The 14,048-nt window shown below is 72.2% G+C and carries 10 protein-coding genes; 7 read left to right on the top strand and 3 right to left on the bottom strand.

Going from position 1 to position 14,048, the window contains the following annotated elements; translation table 11 throughout:
• Positions 1–161: 161 nt before the first annotated feature.
• From R2E43_RS25810 to R2E43_RS25790, 5 genes are all read left to right on the top strand, one after another.
• The gene (locus R2E43_RS25810) at positions 162–1,394 is read left to right on the top strand and encodes an NAD(P)/FAD-dependent oxidoreductase (protein ID WP_003976318.1); all 1,233 of its coding nucleotides are present in this window, start codon (positions 162–164) and stop codon (positions 1,392–1,394) included.
• Positions 1,394–4,009 (top strand): nitrite reductase large subunit NirB, encoded by a 2,616-nt coding sequence (gene nirB / locus R2E43_RS25805; RefSeq protein ID WP_191849398.1) that lies wholly within the window; start codon positions 1,394–1,396, stop codon positions 4,007–4,009. The genes R2E43_RS25810 and nirB overlap by 1 nt, the downstream gene beginning before the upstream one ends.
• Complete coding sequence (nirD, locus tag R2E43_RS25800; RefSeq protein WP_161270036.1) at positions 4,006–4,407, top strand: nitrite reductase small subunit NirD; 402 nt, start codon at positions 4,006–4,008, stop codon at positions 4,405–4,407. Before nirB ends, nirD begins: the two co-directional genes overlap by 4 nt.
• 48 nt (positions 4,408–4,455) lie before the next feature.
• Entirely contained in the window at positions 4,456–5,040 is a 585-nt protein-coding gene (locus R2E43_RS25795; protein ID WP_003976315.1) for a TetR/AcrR family transcriptional regulator, read from the top strand.
• An 80-nt stretch (positions 5,041–5,120) separates the two neighbouring features.
• The gene (locus R2E43_RS25790) at positions 5,121–5,888 is read left to right on the top strand and encodes an SDR family NAD(P)-dependent oxidoreductase (protein ID WP_003976314.1); all 768 of its coding nucleotides are present in this window, start codon (positions 5,121–5,123) and stop codon (positions 5,886–5,888) included.
• Positions 5,889–5,932: 44 nt separating this feature from the next.
• Here the strand turns inward: R2E43_RS25790 and R2E43_RS25785 are convergent, their stop codons facing one another.
• The gene (locus R2E43_RS25785) at positions 5,933–6,865 is read right to left on the bottom strand and encodes an oxidoreductase (RefSeq protein ID WP_319706827.1); all 933 of its coding nucleotides are present in this window, start codon (positions 6,863–6,865) and stop codon (positions 5,933–5,935) included.
• Between the two features lie 183 nt (positions 6,866–7,048).
• Here R2E43_RS25785 and R2E43_RS25780 point away from each other — a divergent pair, with 183 nt between their 5' ends.
• A complete protein-coding gene (locus R2E43_RS25780; RefSeq protein ID WP_011028384.1) occupies positions 7,049–7,522 on the top strand; it encodes an excalibur calcium-binding domain-containing protein in 474 nt (157 codons plus the stop codon).
• A 62-nt stretch (positions 7,523–7,584) separates the two neighbouring features.
• On the opposite strand, the gene R2E43_RS25775 is transcribed toward R2E43_RS25780, so the two are convergent.
• Both R2E43_RS25775 and ppdK read right to left on the bottom strand, forming a co-directional pair.
• Positions 7,585–8,793 carry an acyltransferase family protein gene (locus R2E43_RS25775; RefSeq protein WP_003976311.1) on the bottom strand — a complete coding sequence of 403 codons (1,209 nt, stop codon included), beginning with the start codon at positions 8,791–8,793 and terminating at the stop codon, positions 7,585–7,587.
• A gap of 226 nt (positions 8,794–9,019) precedes the next feature.
• The gene (ppdK, locus tag R2E43_RS25770; RefSeq protein ID WP_136209424.1) at positions 9,020–11,749 is read right to left on the bottom strand and encodes a pyruvate, phosphate dikinase; all 2,730 of its coding nucleotides are present in this window, start codon (positions 11,747–11,749) and stop codon (positions 9,020–9,022) included.
• A gap of 482 nt (positions 11,750–12,231) precedes the next feature.
• On the opposite strand from ppdK, the gene R2E43_RS25765 reads away from it, so the two are divergent.
• The gene (locus R2E43_RS25765; protein WP_030863785.1) at positions 12,232–14,010 is read left to right on the top strand and encodes an alkaline phosphatase family protein; all 1,779 of its coding nucleotides are present in this window, start codon (positions 12,232–12,234) and stop codon (positions 14,008–14,010) included.
• The last annotated feature ends 38 nt before the right edge of the window (positions 14,011–14,048 follow it).

The following is a 14,048-nucleotide window of genomic DNA, read 5'->3' as shown; positions in this document are numbered from 1 at the left end:
GACGGGATGGATGTGCCGTCCATCGAGATGAGGGACTTCTGAGGTTCCCGCGCCCCGGCCGGGGCCCTCACACGCGCCGGCCGGGCCCGCTGAGGGCAGCGTTCCCCGTGGGAAACAGAAGGGATGCGGCCGGGTAACACCCGCACCGCACGCTCGGTGCCATGACCTCGAAAACGCGTGTGGTGGTGATCGGCGCCGGACTGGCGGGTGTGACGCTCGCCCGGCGGCTCGGTGAGCTGGGCACGCCCGCGCTGACCCTCGGCGACGAGGAGCACCGCCCGTACAACCGGGTGCTGCTCGCCGAGGTGCTGGCCGGACGGTACGGCCCCGAGGTGATCGCCCTGCCGGCGCCCGCCGGGCTGCTGCGCGGCCGGGTCACCGGCATCGACCGGGCCGGGCGGACCGTGCGCTGCGCCGACGGGTCCGTGATCGCGTACGACACGCTGGTCCTGGCCACCGGCTCCAACGCGGTGCTGCCGCCCCTGCGCGGCCTGTTCACCCCGGACCACGAGCTGCCCGAGGGCGTGCACGCGTTCCGGACGATGGACGACTGCCTCGGGTTGTCGAAGGCGGTACGGCCGGGGGTGCGGGCCGTCGTGATCGGCGGCGGGCTGCTCGGGGTGTCCGCCGCCCGTGCGCTGGCCGTGCGCGGCGCCCAGGTCGTGCTCGCCCAGCAGTCCGAGCGGCTGATGGAGCGGCAGCTCGACCCGGCGGCCTCCGCGCTGGTGCGGCGGCACCTGGAGGGCCTCGGCGTGGAGGTGCACACCGAGTGCCGGGTACGGGACGTGCGCAGCGTCGGCGGGGCGGTGCGGTCGGTGGAGATGGGCGACGGGTACGCCCTCGGCGCCGACCTGGTGGTGCTCGCGTGCGGGGTGCGGCCGCGGGCCGGGCTGGCGCGGGAGGCGGGGCTGGCGGTCGGCAAGGGCGTCCTCGTCGACGACGAGCTGCGCACCTCCGACCCGCACATCCGCGCGATCGGCGACTGCGCCCAGCACGCGGACCGCGTCTACGGCCTGGCCGCGCCCGCCCTCGAACAGGCCGGGGTGCTGGCCGAACTGCTCGCGGAGGGCGGGACCGCCACCCGGCACTACACCGGCACCCGCGCACTGACCCGGCTCACCCTCACCGGGGCGGACAGCCCGTTCGCCCCCCTCGACCTCGCCGCGTTCGGCGAGACCGACCCCCGCCCCGGCGACGACGTCGTGCAGCTCGCCGACGCCACCCGGGGCACCTACCGCAAGGTCGTCGTCCGCGACGACCGGCTGGTGGGCGGGGTGCTGGTCGGCGAACTCGGCACCGTCGGCGCGCTGGCGCGCGCCTGGGAGGGAGCAGAGCCGCTCCCCTCCGACGGCGGCCCCCTGCTCCACCTGCTCACCCAAGACGGAGGCTCCTGATGACCGCCACCCCGGGGAACCCCCCGACGATCGTGCTGGTCGGCCACGGCATGGTCGGCCAGCGCTTCCTGGAGGCCCTCGCCGAGCGCGGCCTGACCGGCACCCACCGCGTGGTCGTCCTGTGCGAGGAGCCGCGCCCCGCCTACGACCGCGTCCAGCTCACCTCGTACTTCTCGGGGAAGACCCCCGAGGACCTGTCGATGACCGACCCGGCCTTCATCGCCGAGCACGGCATCGAGCTGCGCGTCGGGGATCCGGCGGAGACGATCGACCGGGAGGCGCGCAGGGTGACCGCCCGCTCCGGGCTGGTCGTCGAGTACGACGTCCTCGTCCTGGCCACCGGCTCCTACCCGTTCGTCCCGCCGGTGCCCGGCAAGGACGCCGAGGGCTGCTTCGTCTACCGCACGATCGAGGACCTGCTCGCCATCGAGGCGTACGCGAGGACCCGGGCGACGACCGGTGCCGTGGTCGGCGGCGGGCTGCTCGGCCTGGAGGCCGCCGGTGCGCTCAACGGGCTCGGACTCACCTCGCACATCGTGGAGTTCGCGCCCCGCCTGATGCCGGTGCAGGTCGACGAGGGCGGCGGCGCGGCGCTGCTGCGCACCATCGAGGAGATGGGCCTGTCCGTCCACACGGGCGTCGGCACCCAGGAGATCACGACCGGCGAGGACGGCGCCGTCACCGGGATGAAGCTGTCCGACGGCTCCGAACTCGCCACCGACCTCGTGGTGTTCAGCGCCGGTGTCCGCCCCCGCGACCAGCTCGCCCGGGACTGCGGACTGGCGGTCGGCGAGCGCGGCGGCATCAGCGTCGACGAGCGGTGCCGCACGGTCACCGACGAGCGCGTGTTCGCGATCGGCGAGTGCGCGCTGGCCGCCGACGGCCGGGTGTACGGGCTGGTGGCGCCGGGGTACGAGCAGGCCGAGACGGCCGCCGCCACCATCGCCGCCCAGGAGGCGTCCTTCACCGGCGCCGACCTGTCCACCAAGCTGAAGCTGCTCGGCGTGGACGTGGCCTCCTTCGGCGACGCGCACGGCACCGCCGAGGACTGCCTGGACGTCGTCTACTCCGACTCCCGCGCGGGCCTGTACAAGAAGCTGGTCGTGGGCCGCGACGGCACGCTGCTCGGCGGCATCCTGGTCGGCGACGCGGAGGCGTACGGCACCCTGCGGGCCTTCACCGGCTCGGTCCCGCCGGTCTCCCCCGAGTCGCTCGTACTGCCCGCCGGTGCCGGGGCCCCGGCCCAGCTGGGCCCGGCCGCGCTGCCCGACGACGCGGTGATCTGCTCCTGCCACAACGTCACCAAGGGCACCATTCGCGGCGCGGTGACCGAGCACTCCTGCACGACCGTGCCCGAGGTGAAGAAGTGCACCCGGGCCGGCACCGGCTGCGGCTCCTGCGTGAAGGTGCTCGGCCAGCTGGTCACCGCCGAGCTGGAGGCGAGCGGAGTCGAGGTCGACAAGGGGCTGTGCGGCTGCTTCGCGCAGACCCGCGAGGAGCTGTACGAGATCGTCGGCGCCCTGCGGATCACCTCCTACCGGGAGCTGCTGGACCGGCACGGCCGGGAGGGCGCGCGGGGCGGTGAGGGCTGCGAGGTGTGCAAGCCGGCGGTCGGCTCGATCATCGCCTCGCTGGCCCCGAGCATCGGCGCCAGCGGCTACGTCCTGGAGGGCGAGCAGGCCGCGCTCCAGGACACCAACGACCACTTCCTGGCCAACCTCCAGCGCAACGGCTCGTACTCCGTCGTGCCGCGCATCCCGGGCGGTGAGATCGCGCCGGAGAAGCTGATCGTCATCGGCGAGATCGCCCGGGACTTCGGGCTCTACACGAAGATCACCGGCGGTCAGCGCATCGACATGTTCGGCGCCCGCGTCGAGCAGCTGCCGCTGATCTGGGCCCGGCTGGTGGACGCCGGCTTCGAGTCGGGGCACGCGTACGGGAAGTCGCTGCGCACGGTGAAGTCCTGCGTGGGGCAGACCTGGTGCCGCTACGGCGTCCAGGACTCGGTGCGGATGGCGATCGACCTGGAGCTGCGCTACCGGGGGCTGCGCTCCCCGCACAAGCTGAAGTCGGCGGTCTCCGGGTGCGCCCGCGAGTGCGCCGAGGCCCAGTCGAAGGACTTCGGGGTGATCGCCACCTCCAACGGCTGGAACCTGTACGTCGGCGGCAACGGCGGGGCCACCCCGCGCCACGCGGACCTGCTCGCGCAGGACCTGTCGGACGCCGAACTGGTCCGCCTGATCGACCGGTTCCTGATGTTCTACATCCGCACCGCCGACAAGCTGGAGCGCACCTCCACCTGGCTGGAGCGCATCCCCGGCGGCCTGGACCACGTACGGGACGTCGTCGTGCACGACTCGCTCGGCATCTGCGACGAGCTGGAGTCCCTGATGCGGGCCCACGTCTCGCACTACCGCGACGAGTGGGCCGAGACCGTCAACGACCCGGAGAAGCTGGCCCGGTTCGTGTCCTTCGTGAACGCCCCCGACGTCCCCGACCCGGTCGTGGGCTTCGTGCCCGAACGCGACCAGATCAAGCCCGACCTGCCGCTGCTGGACATCGGCCGGCGGCCCGCCTCAGCGGACGACCTCCTGGAAGGAAGCACCCGGCGATGACTATGGCACCCGAGACCCTCGCCCCCGACACGACCGGCCTGGAGGTCCGGCTGCGGCTGACGGACGACTGGTTCACGGCCTGCGACCTCGGCGCCCTGCTCCCGGGCCGGGGCGTGGCGGCCCTGCTGCCGGACGGCGGCCAGGTGGCCCTGTTCCGCGACCGGGACGGCGGGCTGTACGCCATCGACAACCGGGACCCGTTCACCGGCGCGGCGGTCCTCTCCCGCGGCCTGACCGGCACCCACCAGGGCCGCCCGTTCGTCGCCTCCCCGCTGCTCAAGCAGCGCTTCGACCTCACGACCGGGGAGTGCCTGGACGACGCGGCGATGCGGGTGGAGACGTATCGGGTACAGGCCGTGCGGGCGGTGCCGGCCGTGAACGCCGTGAACCCCGCCTGAGCCGGGCTTTCTTGACCGATCGTTTCAGATGGTCCTAGGCTGTCGATCGTGGCCAGGACCAAGGAGTTCGATCCGGACGCCGCGCTGCGGGCAGCCCTTGAGCTGTTCTGGCGGCGCGGCTACGAGGCGACGTCGATGTCCGACCTCGTGGAGCACCTCGGCGTCGGGCGCGCCAGCATCTACGCGACCTTCGGCAACAAGCGCGAGCTGTACCTGAAGGCGCTGGCGCGCTACGAGCAGGGGCTGCTCCCGGACCTGCTGGCGGACCTGTCCCGGCCGGGCCCGGCCCTGCCGGGCGTGCGGGCCCTGGTGCGGCGCTACGCCGCCGAGGCGAGCGCCGACGACTCGCGCCTGCACGGCTGCTTCGTCACCAACACCGCCGCCGAGCTGGCCGCGCACGACGCGGTCGCCGCCCGGCGGGTCGAGCGCAACTGGGACCAGTTGGAGACCGTGCTGCACTCGGCGCTGGCCCGGGCCCGCGCCGAGGGCGACCTGCCCGCGGGGCGCGATCCGCTGGCGCTCGCCCGGATGCTGCTGGTCCTGCTCCAGGGCATGCGGGTGGTCGGGAAGGCCTCGCCGGACCCGGCCAGGATGCGGGACGCGGCGGAAGCGGCCCTCGCGCTGCTCGACTGAGGAAACGGACGCACCCCTCTCCGGAGGGGTCTCTTCACGGCCACATACTGAACCGATCGGTCAAGAAAAAGGGGAGATTCATGACCACCCAGCGCTTCACCGGCAAAACCGCCCTCGTCACCGGCGCGGGCTCCGGCATCGGACGGGCCGTCGCCCTCGCCCTGGCCGCCGAGGGCGCGCACGTCGTCGTCGCCGGGCGCGCGAGGGGACCGCTGGACGAGACGGCGGCCCTGGTCGAGCAGGCGGGCGGCAAGGCACTGGCCGTCACCGCGGACGTCACCCGGCGCGAAGACGTGGACGCCCTGGTGTCCGCCGCGGTGGAGCACTTCGGCTCCCTCGACGTGGCGGTGAACAACGCGGGCGTCTTCCGCGGCGGGGTACCCGTCGCGGACCTGTCCGAGGAGGACTGGCACACGCAGCTCGACATCAACGTCACCGGCGTGTTCCTCGCCCTGCGCGCCGAGGTCCGGCACATGCGCGCCCAGCCGGGCGGCGGCACGATCGTGAACATCGCCTCCACCTTCGGCGCACACAAGCGCAGCCCCGGCGCCACGGCCTACGCGGCGACCAAGGCGGCCGTCTCGGCCCTCACCCGGGGCGCCGCCCTGGACCACATCGGGGACGGGGTCCGCATCAACGCCGTCAGCCCCGGCGCCACGGCGACCTCCATGTCCCTGCGACCGGGCGAGACGGAGGCCGGGCGGGCCGAGCGGATGCGGCAGGAGACGCCGCTCGGCCGGGTCTCGGCGGTGGCGGAGGTCGCGGCGGCCGTGCTGTACCTGGCGTCCGACGACGCGGCGTCGGTGGTGGGGACCGACCTCGTGGTGGACGGCGGCCAGACGGCCTGAGCGCCGGAGGTCGCCCCGGCGCCCTCCGGCCGCCCCCGGGCCCCTCAGGGCAGCAGCGCCTCGTAGATGACGCCCGTCAGCCGTTCGGAGGCCGCCCACAGCCGCTCGCCCATCGCGTCGTCGATGGTCCAGGACGCCCGCCAGGACGGTGCGGGCGTCCCGCGCCACATCGCGAAGGACGGTCCGGTGAAGGAGTCGGAGGGGACGCCGGGCGCGGTCGCCGCGTACAGCACGGGCAGCGCGCCGGCCTCCGGGGACTGGGCGACGACCCGGCTCCCGAGCCGCGCCAGCCGCTCGGCGAGCCGACGCCCCTCGGCCCGGGGCCCGGCGCCGTGGAGTCCGGTCTCCGCGTACCCGGGGTGGGCGGCGACCGCACGGACGTCCGAGGCGTCCTCCCGTCCCGCGAGCCGGCGCGCCAGCTCGTGGGTGAAGAGCAGGTTGGCGGACTTCGAGCGGGCGTACGCGGTCCAGCGCCCGTACCGCCGCACGCTGTTGAGGTCGCGCGGATCGACCCTGGCCAGCGCGTGCAGGACGCTGGAGACGGTCACGATCCGGGCCCCGGGGGCGGCCAGCAGGGAGGGCAGCAGCAGCCCGGTGAGCGCGAAGTGCCCCAGGTGGTTGACGCCGAACTGGGTCTCGAAGCCGTCCACCGTCGTGCCGTGCGGCAGCGCCATCACCCCGGCGTTGTTGACGAGGAGATCGACCCGCTCGTACGGCAGTCCGTAGGCGAACTCCCGGACCGAGGCCAGGTCGCCGAGGTCCAGCCGCGCCGGTTCCACGGCGGCGGCGGGCACCTCGCCCATCAGGCGCCGCACGGCCGCGCTCCCCCGCTCCTCGCTGCGGCAGGCGAGTACGACGGTCGCGCCCTTGCGGGCCAGCTCCCGGGCGATCACGTAGCCGAGGCCGCCGTTGGCCCCGGTGACGACGGCGACGCGCCCGTCCAGGTCGGGGATGTCGCCCGTGCTCCAGCCGGTCATCCGCGGCTCCTTCCCCGGTCCTGACCCGTCTCACCGTACGCGCCCGGCGGCCCTGAGCGGAGAGCTACCGTCCGGTCACGTCACGTTCTCATCACGAGTCCTTCATATCCCCACCACATCTTGGTCACCTCAATAGCTTCGTCACCTCATATCCGCCCATCCACACCGTTCCCGGGACTCTCGATGAAGCTGCTCCGCAAGCCCGCCGCCGTGACCGTCGCCGCACTGGCCCTCGCCGCCCTGCCGGCCGCCGCCGCCCAGGCGCACGACGGCGCCCACCCGTTCAAGAACTGCTCCGAGGCGTACGACGCCGGCTACTCCAACATCAAGAAGGGCGACGAGCACTACGGCGAGCACCTGGACCGCGACAAGGACGGCGTCGGCTGCGACAAGCCGCCGGCCGGCTTCGTGCCCGCCGACGGCAAGGACAGCGGCGCCAAGGACACGGACGACGCGGCGGACGCCGGGAGCGGGAAGGACTCCGGGAGCGAGGAGGGCGGCGGCGCCGAGGCCGCCGGGCAGCAGGGCACCGACCTGGCCGAGACCGGCGGCGACGACAGCACCCCGTACCTGGCGGCGGGCGGCGCGGTCGTCGTGCTCGCGGGCGGCGGACTGCTGCTGGCCGCGCGCCGCCGCCGCAGCGACGGCGCGGCCTGAACCGCGGCGCGGCCCGAACCGCCCCGCGCCCGGCCCGCGTCGCGCCCCTGGAGCCCCGTCGTTCAGCGGCGGGGCTCCGGCGCCCTGAGGCTGAACGCGGCGCTGCTCAGCCAGCGCCGTGCGGCCCGGGCCACCGGGCGCTCGACGAACCGCTGCACCACGTAGGACAGCGCGACCAGGGCGGCGACGGTGACGCAGACCACGACCCACGGGTGGGCCCGGTCGCCGAAGTGGTGCATGACGTTGACGCCGATGGCGTCGTGCAGCAGGTACAGCGGGAAGGTCAGCGTGCCCGCGACGGTCAGTCCGCGCCAGCGGATGCGGCTGGTCCAGCCGAGCGCGACGGCGGCGACCAGCAGGAAGAACACGGTGATGATCAGGACCAGCCAGCCGCGCCCGGGCTGCCACACGTCCCAGTCCAGACGGCCGCCGCCGGGCGTCAGCAGGTAGTGCAGCGCCAGCAGCCACGACATGGCGACGATGCCCCACAGCAGCGGGGTGGGGCGGTAGCGGTACATGAGGTAGAAGGCCATGCCCGCGATGAAGTAGGGCGCGGACGGCGGGTTCACCAGCAGGGTGAGCAGGTGGATGTCGGCGCCGGGGGCGAGCACGGCGGCGACCGTCCACAGGCCGCAGTAGATCACCACCCGCTGGTACGTCAGGCCCTTCCACACCACGACCGCGAAGGTGAGGTAGAAGCACAGCTCGGGCCAGAGCGTCCAGTAGACGGAGTCCAGGTTCTCCACGCCCAGCGGCGTCTGGAGCATCGTCAGGTTGGCGAAGATCACGCGCGGGTGCGGCTGCCCGAACGGGTCACCGGCGAAGTAGATCACGCATGCCGTGATCGCGATGGCCACCCAGTACATGGGGTACAGCCGGGTGACGCGGGAGATGAAGAAGTCGCGCGGGGTGCGGCCCCACGCGCTCATGCAGATGACGAACCCGCTGATCAGGAAGAAGAGTTCGACGCCGAGCCGGCCGTAGGCGAAGTAGCTCTGGGCCTCGGGGAAGACGCTGTCGACGGGGCGGCCCCACATGGTCTGCATCGTGGAGGGCACCTGACCGACGAAGTGGAAGAAGACCACGGACAGGGCCGCCAGGAACCGCAGTCCGTCCAGGGCGGCGAGCCGGTTCCGGGCCACGGGTGGCCCGGCCTCGGGGACTCTCTCCTCCGCGCCGGTCCGGGGGCTGGGCACCTTCCCCGCCGCTCTGTCCCCGCTCCCGTCCCGGTGGGCCGTACCGGCCGGTTCCCTGTGATCCGTCTGGGTCATCCAACCACCGTTCCGGGTGTCGGCCGCTGTCCGCTGCCAGGGCCCTCCGAGTCTGCTGACAGCTTGCTGCTGCTCAGCGGACAGGAATTCACACCGTTGCACGTGTCACAAAAGGCGGCACCCCCGCACGGGTGCCGCCTTTTCTCGTGGTCCGGAGCCGCCGCCGATCGGTGAGGGTGGTCGGGTGACAGACGGCGGCTCCGGGGCCTTTGACCCCGTTCGGGGGTTACCGGTGGTCGCTGCCCTTCGACCGCGACGCCGCCCGGCCCGCCTCCAGGCGGGCCACCGGGATCCGGAACGGGGAGCAGGAGACGTAGTCCAGACCCACCTCGTGGAAGAAGTGGACCGACTCGGGGTCGCCGCCGTGCTCGCCGCAGACGCCGAGCTTCAGGTCGGGACGCGTGGCGCGGCCGGCCTTCGCGGCGGCGGCGACCAGGGAGCCGACACCGTCCTTGTCGATGGTCTCGAACGGGGAGACGCCGAAGATGCCCTTCTCCAGGTAGGCCGTGAAGAAGCTGGCCTCGACGTCGTCGCGGCTGAAGCCCCACACGGTCTGGGTCAGGTCGTTGGTGCCGAAGGAGAAGAACTCCGCGGCCTCGGCGATCTGCCCGGCGGTCAGCGCGGCGCGCGGCAGCTCGATCATCGTGCCGATCGACAGCTTGAGCTTGGCGCCGGTGGCGGCCTCGACCTCGGCGATGACCTGGTCGGCCTCCTCGCGGACGATCTCCAGTTCCTGGACGGTGCCGACCAGCGGAATCATGATCTCGGCGCGCGGGTCGCCCTTGGCCGCCTTGCGCTCGGCCGCGGCCTCGGCGATGGCGCGGACCTGCATGGTGAACAGGCCGGGGATGACCAGGCCGAGGCGCACCCCGCGCAGGCCCAGCATCGGGTTCTGCTCGTGCAGCCGGTGCACGGCCTGGAGCAGGCGCAGCTCGTTCTCGTGCGGCTCCTGACGGGACTCCGCGAGCGCCACGCGCACCGACAGTTCGGTGATGTCGGGCAGGAACTCGTGCAGCGGCGGGTCGAGGAGGCGGACCGTGACCGGGAGGCCGTCCATCGACTCGAAGAGCTGGACGAAGTCCTGCTTCTGGAGCGGCAGCAGCTCCTTGAGGGACTCCTCGCGCACCGCCTCGGTGTCGGCGAGGATCAGCCGCTCCACCAGCTCGCGCCGGTCGCCGAGGAACATGTGCTCGGTGCGGCACAGCCCGATGCCCTGGGCACCGAACCGGCGGGCGCGCAGCGCGTCCTCGGCGTTGTCGGCGTTGGCGCGCACCCGCAGCCGGCGCTTGCGGTCGGCGAAGGCCATGATCCGGTGCACGGCCTCGACCAGTTCGTCGGCGTCCTCGGCGCCCGCGTGCATCCGGCCCTCGAAGTACTCGACGACCGGGGAGGGCACGACCGGCACCTCGCCGAGGTAGACCTTGCCGGAGGAGCCGTCGATGGAGATCACGTCGCCCTCCTCGACGACGTGCCCGCCGGGCACGGTCATCCGGCGGCGCTTGGTGTCGACCTCCAGCTCCTCGGCGCCGCAGACACAGGTCTTGCCCATGCCGCGCGCCACCACGGCCGCGTGGGAGGTCTTGCCGCCGCGCGAGGTCAGGATGCCCTCGGCGGCGATCATGCCGTCCAGGTCGTCGGGGTTGGTCTCGCGGCGGACCAGGATGACCTTCTCGCCGGACCGGGACCACTTGACGGCGGTGTACGAGTCGAAGACGGCCTTGCCGACCGCCGCGCCCGGCGAGGCGGCGATGCCCCGGCCGACCTTCTCGACCTTCGCCTCGTCGTCGAAGCGGGGGAACATCAGCTGGGCGAGCTGGGCGCCGGTGACCCGCTGGAGGGCCTCGGCCTCGTCGATCAGGCCCTGGTCGACGAGCTGGGTGGCGATCCGGAAGGCGGCGCCCGCGGTGCGCTTGCCGACGCGGGTCTGGAGCATCCACAGCTGGCCGCGCTCGATGGTGAACTCGATGTCGCACAGGTCCAGGTAGTGGTTCTCCAGCGTCTCCATGATCTGCATCAGCTGGTCGTACGACTTCTTGTCGATCTGCTCCAGGTCCGCCAGCGCGACGGTGTTGCGGATGCCCGCGACGACGTCCTCGCCCTGGGCGTTCTGGAGGTAGTCGCCGTAGACGCCCTGGTGCCCGGAGGCGGGGTCGCGGGTGAAGGCGACGCCGGTGCCGGAGTCGGGGCCGAGGTTGCCGAAGACCATGGAGCACACGTTGACGGCGGTGCCGAGGTCGTGCGGGATGCGCTCCTGGCGGCGGTAGAGCTTGGCGCGCTCGCCGTTCCAGGACTCGAAGACCGCCTTGATGGCGAGATCCATCTGCTCGCGCGGGTCCTGCGGGAAGTCCCGGCCGGCCTCGGTCTTGACGATCTTCTTGAACTTGGTGACGAGCTTCTTGAGGTCGGCGGCCTCCAGCTCGGTGTCGACCGCGACCTTCTTGGCCGTCTTGGCCGCCTCCAGCGCCTCCTCGAAGAGGTCGCCGTCGACGCCGAGGACGGTCTTGCCGAACATCTGGATCAGGCGGCGGTAGGAGTCCCACGCGAAGCGGTCGTCGCCGGCCTGCTTGGCCAGGCCCTGCACGGACTTGTCGGAGAGGCCGATGTTGAGGACGGTGTCCATCATGCCGGGCATGGAGAACTTGGCCCCGGAGCGGACCGACACGAGGAGGGGGTCGTCGGCCTGGCCGAGCTTCTTGCCCATCGTGACTTCCAGGGCGTCGAGGTGCGCACTCACCTCGTCACGCAGTGCCGCGGGCTCCTCGCCGCTGTCGAGGTAGGTCTTGCAGGCCTCGGTGGTGATCGTGAAGCCGGGAGGGACCGGGAGACCCAGGTTGGTCATCTCGGCGAGGTTGGCGCCCTTGCCGCCGAGGAGGTCCTTGAGGTCCTTGTTGCCCTCGGTGAAGTCGTAAACGAACTTCGCTGCGTTCGCTACCTGGGGATCTTTGTTTTCCGACACGGGTCTCGACTCCTCGAGGACGCGGTGGCTGCCCTGACGGCGAGGAATGTACCCAGATCAAAGGCCTGTGGGTACGTCCACGTGTGCGTCATGCGCCTGTAACCACCCGTCCGCCAGCGGATCGAAAGTCAAGGCTTGGCAAGCGACCGACCACTTGTGTTTTCACTTCCTGAACACATGAACTCTCGTACGCCAAACTCTCCGCTCACTTGAGCATCATTATCTACGTTTGAGTTCGCTCGATGAACGATCAACGCATGGCACTCAGTGCCACACCTTGGAGAAGTGGAGTCACCCATGATCCGCTCATCTGAGCACCGTCCTTATCAGAGGTGGCGAGAATCACGCTCCCACAGGCCGCCGGATTTCACCATGCGGACCCGTGAACGGACCGCCGGCGCCGGACGTACGAGAGTGCGGCGGGTCCCGGCCCCCTCGCCGGGGCCCGCCGTCCACCGGGTTTCGCACGGAAGGACCTTCGGGTGCCCGTCATCACGCCTTTCCGCCGGCCGCCGCAGACAGCCGGCGACGATCCCGACACCCCTGGCGCACCCGGACCCGCCCCGCTGAGGGCCCTCACGGCCCTCGGGGCCCGCCTCGCCCACGGGCGCGCGTGGCGCTCCCGGCACCCGCGCGCCGCCGTCGTGGTCCGCCGGGTCACCACGGCCCTTTCGGCCATTCTGGTGTGCGGAGCGCTGCTGCTGCCGAACACGCCGGCGGCCCTGGAGCCCAACCGCTTCGCACGGATCCCGGTCGAGGCGGTCGTCGCGGCGGTGCTGCTGCTCTGCCTGCCCCGGGTGCCACGCCTGGTGGCGGCCGCGCTGTTCGGGACCGTCCTGGGCGCGCTGACCGTGCTGAACCTGCTCGACATGGGCTTCACCGAGTACCTGGGCCGGAACTTCAACCTCGTCCTGGACTGGGGCCTGCTCGACGACGCCCAGTCGTTCGTGGCGGACTCGATGGGCGGGGCGACGGCGGCCTGGGCCGCGGTGGGCGCCGTCGTGCTGGCCGTCTCGCTGGTGGTGCTCATGGCGCTGGCGTCGGTCCGGCTCGGCGAACTGCTCGCCGCGCACCGGGAGCGGGCGGCCCGGGGCGCGCTGCTGACGGCCACCGTGTGGATGACCTGCGCCTCGCTGGGGTTGCAGACCTTCGGCGTGCCGGTGGCCACCACCAGTGCCTCCCGGGCGATGGAGGCACAGGCGCACCGGGTCGTGGACACGCTGCGGGACGAGGCGGCCTTCGCGAAGGAGGCGAAGGCGGACCGCTTCGGCGCCACACCCGGCGCCGAGCTGGTGCCGGACCTGCGCGGCAAGGACATGGTCTTCACGTTCATCGAGAGCTACGGCCGCAGCGCCGTCGAGGACCCGGTGATGGCACCGGGTGTCGACCGGACCCTGGACGCGAGCACCGAGGCGCTGGCGAAGGCGGGCTTCCACGCCCGCAGCGGCTGGCTGACCTCGGCGACGTACGGCGGCAGCAGCTGGCTCGGGCACTCCACCTTCCTGTCCGGCCTGTGGGTGGACAACCAGCAGCGCTACCGCACCGTCACCGCCGGCGACCGCCTCACGCTCACCAAGGCCTTCCGCAAGACCGGCGACTGGGACACGGTCGGGATCATGCCGGGGGTGCAGAAGGCCTGGCCGGAGGCGGACTGGCACGGGCTCGACAAGGTCTACGACGCGTTCGACATGGGCTACCGGGGGCCGAAGTTCAGCTGGTCGACGATGCCGGACCAGTACGCGCTGGAGGCGTTCCAGCGCCTGGAGCACGGCAGGAAGCGCGACCGGCCGCTGCTGGCGGAGGTCATCCTCACCTCCAGCCACCAGCCCTGGGCGCCGATCCCGAGGATGGTCGGCTGGGACGAGGTCGGCGACGGGTCGGTGTACGACGGCATCGAGGCGGCGGGCGTGCGGGCGCCCGACATCATCACCGACTCCGCCCGCTCGAAGGAGGAGTACGGCAAGTCGATCCAGTACTCGGTCACCAGCCTCACCCAGTGGCTGGAGCGCTACGGCACCGACGACACCGTCCTCGTGTTCCTCGGCGACCACCAGCCGCTCGCCCGCGTGAGCGGGAACAAGGCGAGCCGGGACGTCCCGGTGTCGATCGTCGCCAGGGACCCGAAGGTGCTCGACGCGATCGACGGCTGGAACTGGACGGAGGGGCTCCGGCCGGCGAAGGACGCGCCCGTATGGCGGATGAGTTCATTCCGCGACCGTTTCCTGACGGCGTACGGCTCCACCCCGCATCCCAGTCGGTGAAAATACGTTCGACCTGCACGCTTCTGGGCCTACGATCA

Origin of the sequence: Streptomyces violaceoruber, from assembly GCF_033406955.1 — a bacterium.
GTDB lineage: Bacteria > Actinomycetota > Actinomycetes > Streptomycetales > Streptomycetaceae > Streptomyces > Streptomyces violaceoruber.
Note: the sequence above shows the minus strand (reverse complement) of the source record. Positions and strands in the feature narration are given on the sequence as shown.

Bases quoted from the DNA above. Each gene is read 5' to 3' on its own strand.
- R2E43_RS25785 (WP_319706827.1), bottom strand. From the start codon at position 6,865: ATGACCGGCTGGAGCACGGGCGACATCCCCGACCTGGACGGGCGCGTC.
- nirB (WP_191849398.1), top strand. From the start codon at position 1,394: ATGACCGCCACCCCGGGGAACCCCCCGACGATCGTGCTGGTCGGCCAC.
- R2E43_RS25810 (WP_003976318.1), top strand. From the start codon at position 162: ATGACCTCGAAAACGCGTGTGGTGGTGATCGGCGCCGGACTGGCGGGT.
- nirD (WP_161270036.1), top strand. From the start codon at position 4,006: ATGACTATGGCACCCGAGACCCTCGCCCCCGACACGACCGGCCTGGAG.
- R2E43_RS25790 (WP_003976314.1), top strand. From the start codon at position 5,121: ATGACCACCCAGCGCTTCACCGGCAAAACCGCCCTCGTCACCGGCGCG.
- R2E43_RS25775 (WP_003976311.1), bottom strand. From the start codon at position 8,793: ATGACCCAGACGGATCACAGGGAACCGGCCGGTACGGCCCACCGGGAC.
- R2E43_RS25780 (WP_011028384.1), top strand. From the start codon at position 7,049: ATGAAGCTGCTCCGCAAGCCCGCCGCCGTGACCGTCGCCGCACTGGCC.